Here is a 16,261-nt window from a genome sequence, read left to right as displayed (position 1 = left end):
CGGGCATCCCCCGATAGCCGAACGAACCGCCGCATCGCAGAAGGCGTAAGCCGCAGCGTCCCCCAACGCCTTGGCTAACGAAGTCCTAACGCCTCGCGGACCTTCATCTGACGTTCGACGGCGTCGGCTGTCGAGAGGCCGGCGACCGGCGTGATGCGGATCATGGCCGGACTGTGTCTTTCGCGTCGCAACGGCTTTTCAGCGGCGAGGTCCAAAGGGCACCACCTTATTGGCCGTATCGTGCCCGATATCAGCGGAGCCCAGGTAGTCTATGCCCGATCTCAGGCACCAGTATCGAACGATCTCCTCCGGAGTCTGGCCGAAATCAGGATCGTTTGGCGTGACATCGGAAACACGCCCCAGGCGAATTCCGGCCACACCTCTGATAGAAGCCTGGCCCGTCAAGTGAAACATCATCCGGTCGATCCGATAGGCGGCCTCCGACACCTCCTCCAGCATCAGGACATGGCCGGTCAGATCCGGCTCCAGCGCCGTGCCGACGAGCTGGTCGATGATGGTCAGGTTGAAGGCGACGGCGGGACGCGGGTCGGCGGCCAGGGACGGCTCGATCCAGTCCGTCCGGCCCATGGTCAGCCAAGCCAGCGCGCCCTTCGCCGTCGCATCGTCCCGCACCGAATCCGAAGCCATCGGCCCATGGGCCAGATGTTCGAATCCGGCCCGGTACATCCCGGCCAACAGACTGCCCGCGTCGGAATAGCCCAGATAGCGTTTCTTGCGCGCCACCGCGTTCAGCCGGGGGATCACCGCCTCGGCGATGCGGCAAGAGCCATAGCCGCCGCGGGCGAACCAGACGGCGTCGATGCGCGGATCATTGGCGAACTCGATAAAGGCCTCGGCCCGCGCCCGGTCGTCCCCCGCGAAGTGACCGTGCTTCAAGAAGCAGGCGGGGTGGAAGACCACAGCCACGTCGCGATCCGGGTGATGTTCGGCCATCCACTGTTCGACGGCCTCGGCCCGCTCCTTTGAAAAGCGGGAACTGGCGCAGACCACGCCGATCTTGAAGGTGTTGCTCGTCACGTCGTCTTCTTCGTCGAAATTGCAGTCCGCCTCTGGCGGATCGGCCCGATCCCCTGTTCTAAGGGGGCATGAACCAAGACGCCTCCTATTTCTTCTGCGGCATCGGCGGGTCGGGCATGTTGCCCCTGGCCCTGATCGTCCAGGCCCAGGGCGCCCGGATCGAAGGCTCGGACCGGGCGCTGGACCAGGGCCGCACCCCTGAAAAGTTCGACTGGCTGCGCGCCCACGGCGTCACCCTGCACCCCCAGGACGGATCGGGCGTCACCCGGCCCGATCAGATCGTGATCGCCACCGGCGCGGTCGAGGAGACGGTGCCCGACATCGGCGCGGCCCGCCGCGTCGGGGCGACGATCAAGACCCGCCCCGAACTGCTCAGCGAACTGTTCAACGCCGCCCCCACCTCGATCGGGGTGGCGGGCACCAGCGGCAAGTCCACCATCACCGGCATGATCGCCTGGATCCTGCACCAGACCGGCCGCGATCCGACCGTCATGAACGGGGCGGTGATGAAGAATTTCGCCGACGCCGACCATCCGTTCGCCAGCGCCCTGATCGGCGGGTCGGATCTGTTCGTGTCCGAGGTCGATGAATCGGACGGCTCGATCGCCCGTTACGTCCCGACCGTGGCGGTCGTCTCCAACATCTCGCTTGACCACAAGTCGATGGAGGAGCTGCGCGACCTGTTCGGCGGCTTCGTCCAGCGGGCGGCCACGGCGGTGCTGAACCTGGACAATCCCGAGACGGCGGCCCTGGCGCAGGAATTGCCGCCCGGAAAGGCGATCACCTTCGCTTTGGGCGAGGAGGCGGCCGACCTGTCCGCCCACGACCTTCAGCCCCAGCCGACCGGCATGCGGTTCCGCCTGATCGAGGGCTGGAGCGAGTTCGACGTCAGGCTGAACGTGCCCGGCGCCCACAATGTCGCCAATGCGCTTGCGGCGCTCGGCGCGGTCAAGGCCCTGGGCGTCTCGACGGCCGAGGCGGTCAAGGCGCTGGAAAGCTTCGCCGGCATTCGGCGGCGAATGGAGGTGGTGGGGACCGTCAACGCCGTCACCGTCATCGACGACTTCGCCCACAACCCCGACAAGATCGCCGCCACGCTGAAGACGCTGCACGCCTTCGACGGCCGCCTGCTGATCCTGTTCCAGCCCCACGGCTTCGGCCCCCTGAAACTGATGCGGCGGGAGTTCATCGACGGTTTCGTCGGCCTGATGCGCGAAGACGACGTCCTGTTGATGCCTGAGCCGGTCTATTACGGCGGCACCACCGACCGCAGCGTCGGCAGCGAGGCCATCGCTGAAGGAGTGCGCGAGGCCGGCCGTCAGGCCGAGGCCCTGCCCGACCGTGCGGGCTGCGGAGACCGCATCGTCGAAATGGCCCGGCCCGGCGACCGCGTCCTGGTCATGGGGGCGCGCGACGACACCCTGTCCAGCTTCGCCGCCGATCTGCTGGAGCGGCTGGGCGCGCGCTGAAGCCTGACGTTCGGAGCCAAGGCGCCGCTTCGGACGTTGGCGGAAGATGAGCGCCGCCGCCTTGATCGATCTGAGCCGAGAACGCGCCTATCTGCGCGACCTGGGCCGCGCGTTCGGGGGCGCCCTGGTGTTCAGCATCCCCCTGCTGATGACGATGGAGATGTGGGAACAGGGCGTGGCCATGGACCGGGGCCGGCTGCTGGCCTTCATCGTCGCCGGCCTGCCCCTGCTTTACGGCCTGGCCTATTATGCGGGCTTCTCCGACCGGCGGGGGCTGGTGAACGATCTGATGGACACGGCCGTCGCCCTGGCGGTCGGCTTCCTGACCGCCGGCGTGCTGTTGAGCCTGTTCGGCGTGGTCCGATGGGGCGATCCCCCGCGTGAAGCCCTGGGCAGGATTGCGCTTCAGGCCGTTCCGGGCGCCATGGGCGCCCTGCTGGCCCGCCGCCAGCTGAGCGGCGACGCGGACGGCGGCGAGACCCAGGAGGATCAGGCCTCCTATGTCGGGGAGCTGTTCCTGATGGCGGCCGGCGCCCTGTTCTTCGCCCTGAACGTCGCCCCGACCGAGGAGATGATCCTGATCGCCTACAAGGCCGGACCGATCCACGTTCTGGGGCTGATGGCGGTGTCGATCCTGCTGTTGCACATCATCGTCTTTCGCGCAGGCTTCGCCGGTCAGGAGGAGGCGGATCGACCGGCCGACGCCTTCTTCCACTTTACCCTGCCCGGCTACGCCATCGCCCTGGGGGTCAGCCTGTTCGCCCTGTTCGTCTTCGGGCGGATCGACGGCCATTCGCTGGCGGGCGTGGTTCAGGCGACGGCCGTCCTGGGCTTTCCCGCCGCCATAGGGGCCGCCGCCGCCCGTCTGCTGGTCTGATCCGATGACCCGAGCCACGCGCCGAAAAGCCGCCCCGCCCCGCCCGCTTTTGCAGACCGCCATGGCCGCTCTGGGCGGGGTGGCGACCCTGGCCGCCGTCGGAGTGATCGTGTGGGAGGCCGTGCAACCCGCCGCCCCGGCGACCCTGAGCGCGCGGATCGAGAGGGTCGAGACCACCGCCCACGGCCATGTGGCCGCGATCAAGGTCGTCAATGACGGCGACGAAACCGCCGCCGGGGTCGATGTCGAGGCCGTGGCAGGCGACCAGACGGCGACCGCCACCCTGGACTATGTGCCCGGCCGCGGCCATGCGACCGCCTATATGCGGTTCGACGCCGATCCGCGCGCGGCGGTGGTGACGGTCAAGGGCTGGTCGGCGCCCTGAAGGGCTCAGATCAGCAGCAGGGGCAGGGTCTGAAACACCACCCCGACGCCGCCGATGAAACAGCCGCCGACGCCGATGGCCGGCTCGAATCCCCGACGGGTCTTCAGGATCAACAGGGCGAGCCCCGCCTCGCCCGCCAGACAGGCCAGGCTGAATCCCCCGCCGATCAGGCGCCACAGGGGCGCCTCGGCCGTCGCCACCACGTCCGCCGTGGACGAGATCAGATAGACGCCCAGGAAATGGGCTGCCCAGATCAGCAGCCCGCCCGTCAGGATCAGCCAGCGTCCGATGTCAGCCTCCCGGGAACAGATGGGTCAACAGGGCGGCGGCCGCCCCTTGCGCGGCGGAAAAACCGATGAACAGGGCGATCAGCTGATAGGTCGCCGGCCTCCGGGCCGACAGCAGGCCGAACACCCAGCGCATCAGGGCGAAGACCGCCATGATGGCGCAGATGGCCGCGAACAGCCCCTGCCAGGCGATCAGGGCGAAGACGGTCGCCCCCTGGCCGCTGGCCTGGGGACGCAGGCCCGAGCCCCACCAGGCGGACGCCTCGACCGCCCAGCCCGCCCCGATCGCCAGGCCCGCCAGCAGCATCAGGAGGGCGGCGATCACCCCGCTGCGCGGCCGGTCCAGCGCCAGGGCCCGCAGCGAGACCCAGGCCAGCAGCGCCGCCGCCGCGCAAAGGCCGACGACCTGGATCAGAGACCCCGTCTCCGGCGGCGCCTGCCACAGATCGGGACGACGGCTCCACAGGAAGACGTAGGAGAAGCCGGCCATGACCGCGACCATGCCGGCGACGATCAGGGTGATGACCATGGCCCACCAGCCGTGGCTGGTCGGGCCCGAGACATAGGTCGGCAGGCGCACGCCCGCCCCGACGTCCACCACAGCCGCCCCGCCCTCGCGCCGGTCCGGCCGGTCCAGCTTCCAGCACCATTTGAGGATGCAATATACGGCCAGAATTCCACTGATCACCGAAGCCAGATAGGCCTGGATGGTCAGGATCAGGAAAAAGCCCGCCGTAAACACCGCCCCCCAGACGTGCCAGCTGGAGGGCCGGGGGATTTGCAGCAGATACTGGGGTTCGGCGTTCAGCGGGCTGGTGACGATGGTCTCGCGTTCGCCGCGCGGGGCGCCGGGCAGGAAATAGCGGCCGGCCTCGACGTCCTCGGCCAGCCCCTTCTGCTCCCAACCGGGATAGAGGCTCTTGATCACCGGAATGGAGCGCAGCGAATAGAGGCCGGCCGGCAGCCACTCCAGCCCCGGCCCATTGAAGACATTGCCCGCCTCGCGTCGCCCGAAGGGGCGGAAGTTGCGGATCATGTCCACCCCCCAGATCAGCACCGCCAGGCCGAACAGGAAGGCGCCGACGGTCGAGATCATATTGGGCAGGTCCCAGCCCCGATCCGGCAGATAGGTGTAGACCCGCCGCGGCATCCCCATCAGCCCGGTCAGATGCATGGGCAGGAAGGTCACGTTGTGGCCGACGAACATCAGCCAGAACACCCACCTGCCCCACCGTTCGCTGAGCGGCCGGGCGCTGGACATGGGGGTCCAATAGTAGATGGCGGCGAACAGCGGAAAGACCATGCCGCCGATCAGGACGTAGTGCAGATGGGCGACGATGAAATAGCTGTCGTGGGCCTGCCAGTCGAAGGGGACCATGGCGACCATCACCCCCGTCAGCCCGCCCATGACGAAGATGACCAGCCCCCCGACGGCGAACAGACCGGGCGTGTTGAACCGCATCTTCCCCGCCGCCAGGGTGGCGATCCAGGCGAAGACCTGAACCCCTGCGGGCACGCTGACCGCCATGGAGGCGGCGCTGAAATAGTTGATCGAGATCTGGGGCATGCCGGTGGTGAACATGTGGTGGGCCCAGACGCCGAAGCTGATGAAGCCCGTCGCCAGCATGGCCAGGACCACCAGCCTGTGTCCCACCAGCCGGGTCTGGGCCACGGCCGGAATGATGGTGGACATGGCCCCCGCCGCCGGCAGGAAGATGATGTAGACCTCCGGGTGGCCGAAGAACCAGAACAGGTGCTGCCACAGCATCGGATCGCCGCCCTTCGCCGCGTCGAAGAAGGGCCAGCCCAGCGCCCGCTCCAACTCCAGCAGCAGGGTCGACAGGATGATCGACGGGAAGGCGATGATGATCATACAGGCGAAGATCAGCATGGCCCAGGCGAAGATCGGCAGCTTGTCCAGGGTCATGCCGGGCGCCCGCGTCTTCAGGACCCCGACGATGATCTCGATGGCGCCGGCGATGGCCGAAATCTCGATGAAGCCGATGCCCAGGAGCCAGAAGTCGGCGTTGATCCCCGGCGAATAGGCCATGGAGGTCAGGGGCGGATACATGAACCAGCCCCCGTTTGGCGCCAGGCCGAAGAACAGGGAGCAGAAGAAGCACAGCCCCCCGATCAGATAGGCCCAGAAGGCGTAGGCGCTGAGACGCGGGAACGGCAGGTCGCGCGCCCCCAGCATCTGGGGCAGCAGCAGCACCCCCAGGGCCTCGACCGCAGGCACGGCGAACAGGAACATCATCACCGTGCCGTGCATGGTGAAGATCTGGTTGTAGGTCTCCTGGGCCAAAAAGCCCGTCATCGGCAGGGCCAGCTGGGTGCGCATCAACAGGGCCAGAACCCCGGCCAGCACGAAGAACAGCATGGCCGCGCCGACGTAATAGACGCCGATATAGTTGTTGTTGATCGCCGTGATCCATTCCCACGGCTTGCGCGGGGCGCACCAGACCTGTTCCAGCTGCTCCAGCTCGCCCTCGGGGCGGGGTTCGCGGGTCGGCAGGCGTTTGTAGAGTTCGGGATCGAACGCGGTTTCCGAACTCATTTCAGACTGTCCAGATAGGCCGAGACGGCGCGCAGGTCCTGGCCCGTCAGGACCGGATAGGAGGGCATGCGGTTGCCGGGCTTGATCCCTTGGCTGTCCGAAATCCAGCCCGCCAGCGTGCCCTGATTGTTCGGCAATATGCCCGCCCCGATCGTCTGGCGCGATCCGACATGGGTCAGGTCGGGACCGGCCAAACCATTGGCCTCGGTTCCCCGAATGGTGTGGCAGGCGCCGCAGCCGGAGGCGGCGAAGACGTCGCGGCCGCGCGCGATCAGGGCGTCGCCCTGGGCCGCCGCTATCAGGGCCGGTCCGGCCTGACGCGCGCGCCAGGCGGCGAAGTCCTGAGGCGCATGGGCCACCACGACCAGCCCCATCAGCGCGTGCGGCCCGCCGCAGTATTCGGCGCACTGGCCGCCGTAGGTTCCCGGCTGATCGGCCTGAAGCCGCATGAAGTTGCGCCGGCCGGGGATCATGTCGGTCTTGCCGCCCAGGCGCGGAACCCAGAAGCTGTGGATCACGTCGGCGCTTTCCAGCTCGAACACCACGGGCTGACCGGCGGGGATATGGACCTCATTGGCGTCCTGAAGGATTTCGCGTCCCTGGTCGTCCAGATAGGCGACCCGCCACCACCACATCTCGCCGGTGACGCGGACCCGCATCTCGCCCGGTCGCGGCGCCTCGGCGACCCGCGCGGTCGTGGTCAGGCCGTAGATCAGAAGGCCGGTCAGAACCACGATCGGAAAGGCCAGGCCGCCAATCCAGACCAGACGCTCGCCGCTGACCCGCCGCTTCCACCGCCGGGGGCCGAACAGGGCGATCCCCAGGGCGATCAGCACCACGGTCATCACCACCGCCGCCATGACGAACAGCACCCAGGCCACCACCTCGATCGGCCCGGCGAAGGGGCCGGCCGGGTCCAGCACAGGCGGGGGCCAGCCCGCGGTTCCCGGCGTCGGTTCAGTCGTCATCGAGCGTATACAGATAGGCCGCGACGTCGCGGGCTTGGGCTTGGTTCAGGGGCATGGGGGGCATGGCGGTTCCGGGATCCAGGGACGGCGCGTCGATCAGCCAGCGGGTCAGGACGCCGGGCTGGTTCGGCAGGCGCCCGGCGATGAAGGGGCGCGCCCCGAAGCCCGCCGGGTCGCCGCCGCTGCGGCCTTCGGGCCAGGCGACGCCGGGAATCGTGTGGCAGGCGGCGCAGCCGCCGGCCTCGATGACCGCCAGGCCGCGCGCCGGATCGCCCTGGGCCACCGGCCGGGGCTGATCCGCCTTGTCGACGCAGGCGCTGAGGCCCGCCGAGGCGAGCGCGAGCAGAGCCGCGGCGGCGGTCCGCCCTGCCTCGCCCTGTCCGCCCCATCTCATCGCCGCCCGGTCCCCCGCCCTGAATCGCCTCGGGCCAGGCCTCGAAAGCTTCACCAGACCAATCCCCGCAGGAGGAGGAAGTTCCCCGGCTGCGACATGGCGTCTCCGTCGGGCGGCGCCTTCGGAACCGGGGCCGTAGGCGGGGGTTGGATGCAGGTGCGCGCGCCCCTTGCCCCTCTGATGCTCCTGATGCTGCTGGCCGGATGCGAGGCGGCGGCGACCGACACCGACCGCGTTCTTTCGGCCAATGGCGAAGTCATCGCCCTCAGCGGCGGCGCCGGCGGTGCGGCCAACGCCTGTTTCACCTGTCACGGCCTGGACGGCGGCGGCGACGGCGCGGCCGCGCCCCGACTGGCGGGCCTGGACATCGGCTATCTGCAGAAACAGATGGAGGACTACGCCTCGGGCTTGCGGGCCGACGACCAGATGACGCGCATCGCCAAGGCCCTGGATCAGAGAAGCCGACGCGAGGTGGCGGCCTATTACGCCGCCCTGCCGATCCCGCCGACGGAGCTGAACGCCGCCGCCGCCCCGGCGCCGTTGGTCTATCTGAGGGGCGATCCCGCGCGCGGCGTGGTGGCCTGCGCTTCGTGTCACGGCTTGAACGGCGAAGGAACCGGTCTGGGCGGCAATCCTCAGATCGCGGGTCAGCCCTACCCCTATCTGGTCGAACAGATGGAGCGGTGGAAGTCGGGCGAACGCCGCAACGATCCGCGCGGCGTCATGGCCGCCGCCGTCAAACCGCTTTCGGACCCAGAAATCCGCGCCATAGGGCTTTGGCTGTCCGCGCAACCTGCTTCTCCAGCGCCCGCCAGCGCCTCTGCCACCGGGTCCGCTTCCGTCGACGCAGCGGCACGACCGGCAGCATCGCGTGAAACACGTCGTCCCGATCGATCAGATGGTGCTTGAGGGCGGCCCCGGCGTGGATGGGGATCATCAGCAGCAGGGTGACCACCAGGCCCCAATGCATCCATTCCGCCGCCGCCTCGATCGCCCATAGCTGGCTGTTGGACAGGTCCTGGAACGGCAGCAGGGGCCAGGGGATGAAGCCCAGCGTCTCCAGTTCGCGCGTCCGGTCCGTCGCCGAGATCATGGCCCAGCCCGACAGGGGCAGGCCGAACAGGCAGATGTAGAAGACATAGTGGGTCACATGGGCGGCCCAGCTCTCCCACCCCGGCTTGTCGGCGTCATTGATCAGGTCCGGCGCCAGCAGCCGCCAGGACAGCCGCCCGATCACAAGGATCAGCATCAGGACGCCCACGGCGAAATGCAGATCATAGGCGGCCAGCATCTGACCGCCGACCGGCTGACGCCCCATCCACCAGCCCCAGCCCAGCTGAAAGATCACCAGGGCGGCCATGACCCAGTGAAACAGGATGCCGACCGGCGAATAGCGGCCCTGGTCATGGTGGCCCGCCGCCCATTCCAACAGTTGGGTGAAGAGCTTTTCGATCACGCCGGACGCACCCCGGCTTCGGCGGGAAGATCCGGCCCCAGCATCCGGCCCAGCCGCCACAGGGCCGCCAGCAGATAGAGGCCCGCCGCCGGCGCCCACATGATCAGCCCCGCCGCCTGCTGGTCCTCCAGCGGGGTCAGGCCCCAGGCCAGGGTCGTATAGGCGTGGGGCGCATAGACGGCCTGGCCGGCGAAGGTCAAGACCGCGCCCAACAGCCCCATCGCCAGCATGGCCGCCAACAGGCCGACCACGGCCGCAGGCGCGCTGGCCGCCCGCGCCGCCGCCCAGAACCAGACGGCGGAGGCCAGAAGGCTGAGCTGCATGATCCAATAGACGGCGTCGCTGGACAGGGCGGCGCCATAGGCGGCGGGCGCATGCCACACCCACAGCACCGCCGCCTGGACGAAGGTCGCCAAAGCCAGAGACCCGTATCGCCGTCTCGGCGCCATCTCGGCCAGCAGGGGGGCGGCGACCGTGACCAGCAGGACGTGATGCACGGTCCGGGCCGAAAACAGGGCGGAGCTGAGGGCGCACAGGGGCGAAACGAAGCTGACGCCCAGCACGGCCATGGCGGCCAGGCCCAGGCCCCGCGACCGACCGTGCGTCCGCATCAGGATCAGGGCCGTGGCCCCGGCCATAATCAGAAGCAGGACGGGGTCCAGGTTCCAGCGCCAGTCGCCGGCGGCGGGCGCGGGGCCGCAATAGGGCGTCCAGCCCAAGACGGGGGTCAGGTTCGGGTTCATCAGGATCGTCTGGTCGGCTGCATGGGCCCGCCCTTGCTGCAAGCTTCACATCGGAAAGGTGCGACAGGCCGGCCGGTTCCGCGCGGAAACGCCCGCAGCCCTGCGGCGTTAGGTCACCGAACCCAAGGCGAGGAACGCACCATGGCCGCAAGACCCACCTGGCAGGGGCATCTGAAACTGTCGCTGGTGACCTGTCCGGTCGCCCTCTACACCGCCACCGCCTCCAACGCCCACGTCAGCTTCCACCTGATCAATCCCGAGACCCACAACCGCATCCGCATGGTGCCGACCGACCCGGACACCGGGCCGATCGAACGGTCGGATCTGGTCAAGGGTTATGAGGTGGCCAAGGACGAATATGTCCTGTTCGACGACGCCGACTTCGACAAGGTCAAGCTGGAGACCACCCGCACCATCTGCATCGACAGCTTCGTGGACGAGGACGAGATCGACCGCCTGTACTGGGACGACCCCTTCTATGTGGTGCCCGAAAAGGGCGTGGGGGCCGAGGCCTTCGCCGTGATCCGCGACGCGATGAAGTCGGCGGGCAAGATCGCCATTGGGACCCTGGTCCTGCGCGGGCGGGAACGGCAGCTGGCCCTGGAGGTGCGCGGCAAGGGCCTGGTGGCCTATTCCCTGCGGGCGCATGACGAGGTGCGGCCCGCCGAGGAATATTTCGACGACATTCCCTCGGTCAAGGCGGACAAGGACATGGTGGAGATCGCCAGCCGGATCATCGCCCAGAAGGAGACGGACTTCGACCCGACCGACTTCAAGGACCGCTATGACGAGGCCCTGCGCGAGATGGTCAAGGCCAAGCAGAAGGGCGGCAAGTCGGTGGTCGAGGCGCCCGAGCCCGACGACACCAATGTGATCGATCTGATGGAGGCCCTGCGCAACAGCCTCAAGGGCTCCGCGACCGGCGCCAAGCCGAAGAAAAAGGCCCCCGCCAAGAAGAAGTCGACGACACGCAAGACGGCGGCGTGAGGCGGCGAGGGGTCGGTCGGGTGCTAGTGAATAGTGCTAGTGAGCAAGGCGTGAGCCGTTGAGATGGCGCCGCCAGAGTCCGCTCACCTCTTGCTCACTAGCACTAGCACTAATCACCAGCACCGTTCTTAAAGCCCCATCGCCTTCAGCACGGGCCTCAGACTCACCTCCCCGGCCCGGAAATCCTTCCACGGATCGGACTTCTTCAGCAGGGCCGGGGCGTCGTGAAGGGTGAAGGCCCGGGGATCCAGGCCTGCCTTGACCTGGCCCCAGGACAGGGGAAAGGCGATGCCTGCGCCCGGCCGCGCCCGCACCGACCAGGGGGCGACCGCCGTCGCCATCCGCCCGTTCCTCAGATAGTCGATGAAGATCTTTCCGCCGCGCGCCTTCTTGGCCAGGGTGGTGGTGAACCGGTCGGGATCGGCGCGGCGCACCTCTTCGGCCACGGCCTTGGCGAAGGCCTTGCATCGGTCCCATTCGATCCGGCTGCGGCCGTCCGAGCGGATCGGAACCACGACATGCAGCCCCTTGCCGCCGGTCGTCTTGACGAAGGGGTTCAGCCCCTTGGCCTCCAGCGTTTTTCGCACCGTCTTGGCCGCCGCAATGACCGCTTCGAAATCCAACCCCTCGTCGGGATCGAGGTCGAAGGTGACCTGTTCGGGCGTCTCCGGATCGCCGGGCCGACAGCCCCACGGGTGCAGCTCAAGCCCGCCCGACTGGGCGACGGCGACCAGCCCCCCGACATCGACCACGGCGACATAGGGTTTGCGCTCATGCACGTCGATCAGCTTCAGCCGCGGGTTCGAGCCCGGCATGGCGTGGCGCTGGAAAAAGGTCTCGCCCTCGATCCCGTCGGGCGCGCGGATGATCGACACCGGCCGGTCGGCGACATGGGCCAGGATCCGTTCGGCCGCCTGTTCATAGTAGCGGGCCAGGCCCGTCTTGGTGATGGCCGGCCGCCCCCCGGCGGCGGGCCACAGCACCTTGTCCGGGCTGGACAGGGTGACGCCGGCGACGACCACCTTGTCCTTGCCCGTTCGGCGCGGCGTCGGCGCGGCCTTCTCCGCCTGTTTCGGCGACGGCGGTTGCGGATCATCGACCACCTCCTGAGCCCGCTTGTCCTCGCGCAGCCCCTTGAAGGCCGCATGGCGCAGGGAGCCGCCTTCGGTCAGACCGCCGTGTTCCAGCTCGGCCACCAGGACCGGCCGCAGCCAGTGGATGTCCTTGCCGCCGCGCGGCGCCCCCTTTCCGACGAAGGGCGAGGTCTCCGCCGCCGCCCCCTTCAAGGCCGGCAGCAGGGTCTTCAGCAGCGGGGCGGAATAGCCGGTCCCGACCCGGCCGAGGTAACGCAGCCCCTCCTCCTCCGCCACGCCGACCAGGAGGGAGCGAAAGCGCGTCCCGCCCTCCGACGACCAGCCGCCGATGACGACCTCGTCCCTGCCCCGGCATTTGGACTTGACCCAGGTCGAGGACCGGCCCGGCTGATAGGGGGCGTTCAGCGTCTTGGAGATCACCCCCTCCAGATCCATTCGGCAGGCGCTGTCCAGCACCGCCTGGCCGGTGGAGGCGAAGTGATCGACATAGCGCACCCTCCCCCGCGCCTTGGCCGGGATCCGGTCGATCAGGGCCTGGAGCCGCGCCTTCCGGTGCGACAGCGGCAGGGCCGTCAGATCGTCCCGCCCTTCCTTCAGCAGGTCGAAGGCGAAATAGACCAGGTCCTGGGTCTTTCCGTCGGCTATGGCGGCCTGAAGGGCGGAAAAGTCCGGCGTATGGTCCTCGGTCAGGGCGCACAGTTCGCCGTCCACCACCCCGTCGGGCCACTGGGCCGCATCGGCCGCCAGTTCCGGAAAGCGGTCGGTCCAGTCATGGCCCCGACGGGTGTAGAGCCGCGCGCGCCCGCCGCCGACGGCGATCTGGATGCGATAGCCGTCGAACTTGATCTCATGCACCCAGCCGGCCCCGCCGGGCGGATGGTCCGCCACCTTGCACAGCTGGATCGGTTGGAAGGCGGGGGGCTGGGCCAGGTCCGCCTCGCGCGGCTTGGCCTTGGGCGGCTTGGGCCCCTTTCGCGCGACGGGGCGGGAGGCGGTCCATTGGGTCTTGCCTTCGGCGATCTCCGCCAGGCTGCGGCCGCTGGCGACGGAGGCGTCGATCTCCATATTGGCGTCGCCCTCGCCGGGCACGGCCGCCTCGTCCTTCTCCTTGATCAGCAGCCAGTTGTTGCGTTTGGACGGCTTGCCGCGATCGGACTTCAGCCGCACCAGGGCCCAGCCGCCGCTCAGCCGCTCGCCGTGCAGGATCATCTTCAGCGAGCCGCGCTTCAGCGCCGCCTCTATGTCGGGCTCCTGCGGCTCCCATTCGCCGCGGTCCCACAGCTGGACGGTCCCGGCGCCGTAGTTGCCGGAAGGAATGGTCCCCTCGAACGTCCCATAGGCCAGGGGGTGGTCCTCCACCTCCACTGCCAGTCGTTTGACGGACGGATCGCGCGACGGCGCCTTGGTGACGGCCCAGGACTTCAGGACCCCGTCATGTTCGATGCGGAAGTCGTAGTGCAGCCGGGTGGCCGCATGGCGCTGGATCAGATAGGTCAGCCGGCCCTTGCGTCCGGCCTTGGTCTTTCCCGCCGGTTCGGGGGTGCGGGTGAAGTCGCGCTTGGCCCGATAGGCTTCCAATCCGTTCGCCATGCCGCCGCCTCGCCCGTCTTCGTCCCTGGTCGGACGACAACGTGCGTGGGGCGAAAACGATCACCCGGCCCTCAGGCGACCGTCAGACGGTTTCGTTGGCCGAAGCGGCGGCTTGCAAGGCGCCCCATCCCGACAGAAGAAGGACGCAGACGTCGTCGGCCCAGGGCGCGCCCTCTTCAGACACCGACAGGGCCATCTGAAGCAGGGCCGAGACCATGCCGGCCCTGTCGCAGCCGTCCGGCATGACAGGGCTCAGATCGCGCTCTTCGACCTCATCGGCCAGCCAGGCCGCCACGCCATACGGCGGCCAGGAGGCGTCTGCGGCCGGGATCTCAAGCTGCGGCGATCGCATCGAAAGCCTCGTCGGCGGGACGGCTGCGGTCCGGCGGCAGCAGATTGTCCAGGTCCAGCAGGCTGAGCATGGCGCCGTCCACCGCGAAGATTCCGGCGACGACCCCACCCTGGCCATGGCCCATGTCCGGCGTCGCCTGGCGGTCGGCGTCGTCCAGTTGGACGATGTCGGACACTCCCTCGACCAGCAGGCCCACGGTCCGCCCGCCGCAGTTGGCGACCATGATGGCGTGACGCGCTGAGGGTTCAGTCGTCGGCAGGCCCAGGCGCGCGGCCAGGTCGATGATCGGCAGGACGCTGCCGCGCAGATTGACCACCCCCTTCATATAATGGGGCGACTGGGGCACGGGCGTCGCGGGGGTCCAGCCCCGGATCTCCAGCACCGAGGTGATGTCGATGCAGAAGGCTTGGTCCCCGACCCGGAAGCCGACCATCTCACGACGGCCGGCGCCGGCGCGGTTGACGGAAAAGGCGTCGGTTTGAGTATGCGCCATGGACATCAGAAGGCCTCCCATTCGGAGTGAACGGCGGCCTGTCGGCCTCCGCCCGCGGCGAGTTTCAGTCGGGGCGCAGGGCGGTCGGCCGCGAAGGCGGCGATCCGGCCATGGGCCTCTTGCAGCGGCGCAGGTCGGCTGGAGCCGCCGTCCTGGCTGGTGGTGAACCGGCCGACCAGCTGGGCCAGTTCGGCGGCCTCGCGGCTCAGGGCCACGCTGGCGGCCGTCGACTCCTCGACCATGGCCGCATTCTGCTGGGTCACCTGGTCCATTTCATTGACGGCGGTGTTGACCTCGGCCAGGCCGACCGCCTGTTCCTGGGTCGATCCGCGAATCTCGCTCATCAGCTGAGTGACTTCGACGATCCGGCCGGCGATGCCGGTCAGGGCCTCGCCGGTTTCACGCACAAGGACGACGCCGGATTTGACCTGGGCGCCGCTGGCGGAGATCAGGGTCTTGATCTCCTTGGCCGAGTCCGCCGACCGCTGAGCCAGGGCCCGCACCTCCGAGGCCACGACCGCAAAGCCCCGCCCGGCCTCGCCGGCGCGCGCCGCCTCCACTCCGGCGTTAAGCGCCAGAAGGTTGGTCTGGAAGGCGATCTCGTCGATGACGCCGATAATCTGACTGATCTGGTCGGACGAGCGTTCGATCTCGCCCATGGCGTCCACCGCCCGTTGGACCACGGCGCCGCCCGTTTCGGCCTGGGCGCGGGTCTGGCTGACCACCTTGTCGGCCTCCTGGGCGTTCTCGGCCGTCCGGCGGACGGTGGCCGTAATCTGATCCAGGGCGGCCGCCGTCTCTTCCAGGCTGGCCGCCTGACGTTCAGTGCGACGGGACAGATCTTCGGCCGCTGAACTGATTTCCTTGGCGCCGGACTGCATGGTCTCGGCGTTGCCGCCGATGACGGCGATCGCCTGGTCCAGCGCCGCCATGGCGCGGTTGAAGTTCTCGCGCAGAGCGGCGTACTCGCCCGGAAAATCCTCTTCGATCCGATAGGACAGATCGCCCGAGGCCATGGCCGACAGGCCCTGGCCCGTATTTCGCACCACCATGGCCTGAACGGCCGCCGCCTGACGATCAGCCTCGGCGCGGCGTTCGCGCTCCTCTTCGACGGCGGTGACGTCAATGGCGAACTTGACCACCTTATAGGGCTTGCCGTTGACGTCGAAGATCGGGTTGTACGACGCCTCGATCACCGCCCGCTTGCCGTTCTTGCCGTAACGGACGAACTTGTCGGCGATGAATTCCCCGGCGTTCAGCCGTTTCCAGAACTCGGCGTAGGCCGGCGAGCGGGCCTCGGCCGGATCGACGAACATTCGGTGATGACGGCCTTTGATCTCGGACAGGTCATAGCCGAGCACCGCAAGGAAGTTGGCGTTGGCGTCGCGCACCACGCCGTCGAGATCGAACTCGATCACCGCCTGAGACAAATGAACGGCCGCGACGACGGCGCGAAGCTCCAAGAGCTCCTCGCTTTCCGCCTGCGGTCGATTGAACAGCTTACGCATTCGGGTGGCTTTCTCTTCTTTGCCGCCTTTTCCCAGACCCACATTACCGCTTCGCTATACGAT

At 68.4% G+C, this 16,261-nt stretch carries 15 protein-coding genes and 1 pseudogene; 5 read left to right on the top strand and 11 right to left on the bottom strand.

From position 1 onward, the window contains the following. Positions 1–198: 198 nt before the first annotated feature. Complete coding sequence (locus JMT67_RS13625) at positions 199–1,038, bottom strand: LD-carboxypeptidase (RefSeq protein WP_201463760.1); 840 nt, start codon at positions 1,036–1,038, stop codon at positions 199–201. Between the two features lie 68 nt (positions 1,039–1,106). Between JMT67_RS13625 and JMT67_RS13620 the strand changes: the two genes are divergently transcribed. The 3 genes from JMT67_RS13620 to JMT67_RS13610 are packed head-to-tail and all read left to right on the top strand — an operon-like array spanning position 1,107 to position 3,769. Continuing rightward, positions 1,107–2,507: a UDP-N-acetylmuramate--L-alanine ligase gene (locus tag JMT67_RS13620; protein WP_201463759.1), complete on the top strand. Its 1,401-nt coding sequence runs from the start codon at positions 1,107–1,109 to the stop codon at positions 2,505–2,507. A 46-nt stretch (positions 2,508–2,553) separates the two neighbouring features. After that, positions 2,554–3,384 (top strand): TIGR02587 family membrane protein, encoded by an 831-nt coding sequence (locus JMT67_RS13615; protein ID WP_201463758.1) that lies wholly within the window; start codon positions 2,554–2,556, stop codon positions 3,382–3,384. A 4-nt stretch (positions 3,385–3,388) separates the two neighbouring features. Then, positions 3,389–3,769: a hypothetical protein gene (locus tag JMT67_RS13610; protein WP_233455885.1), complete on the top strand. Its 381-nt coding sequence runs from the start codon at positions 3,389–3,391 to the stop codon at positions 3,767–3,769. Positions 3,770–3,774: 5 nt separating this feature from the next. Here the strand turns inward: JMT67_RS13610 and JMT67_RS13605 are convergent, their stop codons facing one another. From JMT67_RS13605 to JMT67_RS13590, 4 genes are all read right to left on the bottom strand, one after another. Beyond that, positions 3,775–3,969 carry a hypothetical protein gene (locus JMT67_RS13605; protein WP_224764354.1) on the bottom strand — a complete coding sequence of 65 codons (195 nt, stop codon included), beginning with the start codon at positions 3,967–3,969 and terminating at the stop codon, positions 3,775–3,777. A gap of 91 nt (positions 3,970–4,060) precedes the next feature. Next, entirely contained in the window at positions 4,061–6,613 is a 2,553-nt protein-coding gene (locus JMT67_RS13600) for a cbb3-type cytochrome c oxidase subunit I (protein WP_201463757.1), read from the bottom strand. Further along, positions 6,610–7,581, bottom strand: coding sequence for a cytochrome c oxidase subunit II (gene coxB, locus JMT67_RS13595; protein ID WP_201463756.1), 972 nt, complete (start codon positions 7,579–7,581; stop codon positions 6,610–6,612). Before coxB ends, JMT67_RS13600 begins: the two co-directional genes overlap by 4 nt. Then, a complete protein-coding gene (locus JMT67_RS13590) occupies positions 7,571–7,975 on the bottom strand; it encodes a c-type cytochrome (protein ID WP_201463755.1) in 405 nt (134 codons plus the stop codon). Before JMT67_RS13590 ends, coxB begins: the two co-directional genes overlap by 11 nt. Positions 7,976–8,071: 96 nt before the next feature. Between JMT67_RS13590 and JMT67_RS16495 the strand changes: the two are divergent. Next, positions 8,072–8,665: pseudogene (locus tag JMT67_RS16495) on the top strand (c-type cytochrome); the annotation flags it as partial. 46 nt (positions 8,666–8,711) lie between these two features. On the opposite strand, the gene JMT67_RS16300 reads toward JMT67_RS16495, so the two are convergent. Both JMT67_RS16300 and JMT67_RS13580 read right to left on the bottom strand, forming a co-directional pair. Further along, positions 8,712–9,431 carry a cytochrome b gene (locus tag JMT67_RS16300; protein WP_233455884.1) on the bottom strand — a complete coding sequence of 240 codons (720 nt, stop codon included), beginning with the start codon at positions 9,429–9,431 and terminating at the stop codon, positions 8,712–8,714. After that, entirely contained in the window at positions 9,428–10,216 is a 789-nt protein-coding gene (locus tag JMT67_RS13580) for a cytochrome c oxidase assembly protein (RefSeq protein WP_233455883.1), read from the bottom strand. The genes JMT67_RS16300 and JMT67_RS13580 overlap by 4 nt, the downstream gene beginning before the upstream one ends. A gap of 99 nt (positions 10,217–10,315) precedes the next feature. Between JMT67_RS13580 and ku the strand changes: the two genes are divergently transcribed. Then, positions 10,316–11,161: a non-homologous end joining protein Ku gene (gene ku, locus JMT67_RS13575; protein ID WP_201463753.1), complete on the top strand. Its 846-nt coding sequence runs from the start codon at positions 10,316–10,318 to the stop codon at positions 11,159–11,161. Positions 11,162–11,289: 128 nt separating this feature from the next. Here ku and ligD read toward each other — a convergent pair whose 3' ends face one another. The 4 genes from ligD to JMT67_RS13555 form a co-directional block, all read right to left on the bottom strand. After that, positions 11,290–13,845 (bottom strand): DNA ligase D, encoded by a 2,556-nt coding sequence (ligD, locus tag JMT67_RS13570; protein WP_201463752.1) that lies wholly within the window; start codon positions 13,843–13,845, stop codon positions 11,290–11,292. A gap of 82 nt (positions 13,846–13,927) precedes the next feature. Next, complete coding sequence (locus JMT67_RS13565) at positions 13,928–14,197, bottom strand: hypothetical protein (RefSeq protein WP_201463751.1); 270 nt, start codon at positions 14,195–14,197, stop codon at positions 13,928–13,930. Then, positions 14,178–14,690, bottom strand: a complete 513-nt coding sequence (locus tag JMT67_RS13560; protein WP_054766834.1) for a chemotaxis protein CheW — start codon at positions 14,688–14,690, stop codon at positions 14,178–14,180. The genes JMT67_RS13565 and JMT67_RS13560 overlap by 20 nt, the downstream gene beginning before the upstream one ends. A gap of 5 nt (positions 14,691–14,695) precedes the next feature. After that, positions 14,696–16,198 carry a methyl-accepting chemotaxis protein gene (locus tag JMT67_RS13555; RefSeq protein WP_201463750.1) on the bottom strand — a complete coding sequence of 501 codons (1,503 nt, stop codon included), beginning with the start codon at positions 16,196–16,198 and terminating at the stop codon, positions 14,696–14,698. Positions 16,199–16,261: the final 63 nt, after the last annotated feature.

The sequence above is a fragment of the Brevundimonas aurantiaca genome (assembly GCF_904830995.1).
GTDB classification, from domain to species: Bacteria; Pseudomonadota; Alphaproteobacteria; order Caulobacterales; family Caulobacteraceae; genus Brevundimonas; species Brevundimonas aurantiaca.
This window is presented reverse-complemented; position numbering and strand designations above follow the sequence as displayed.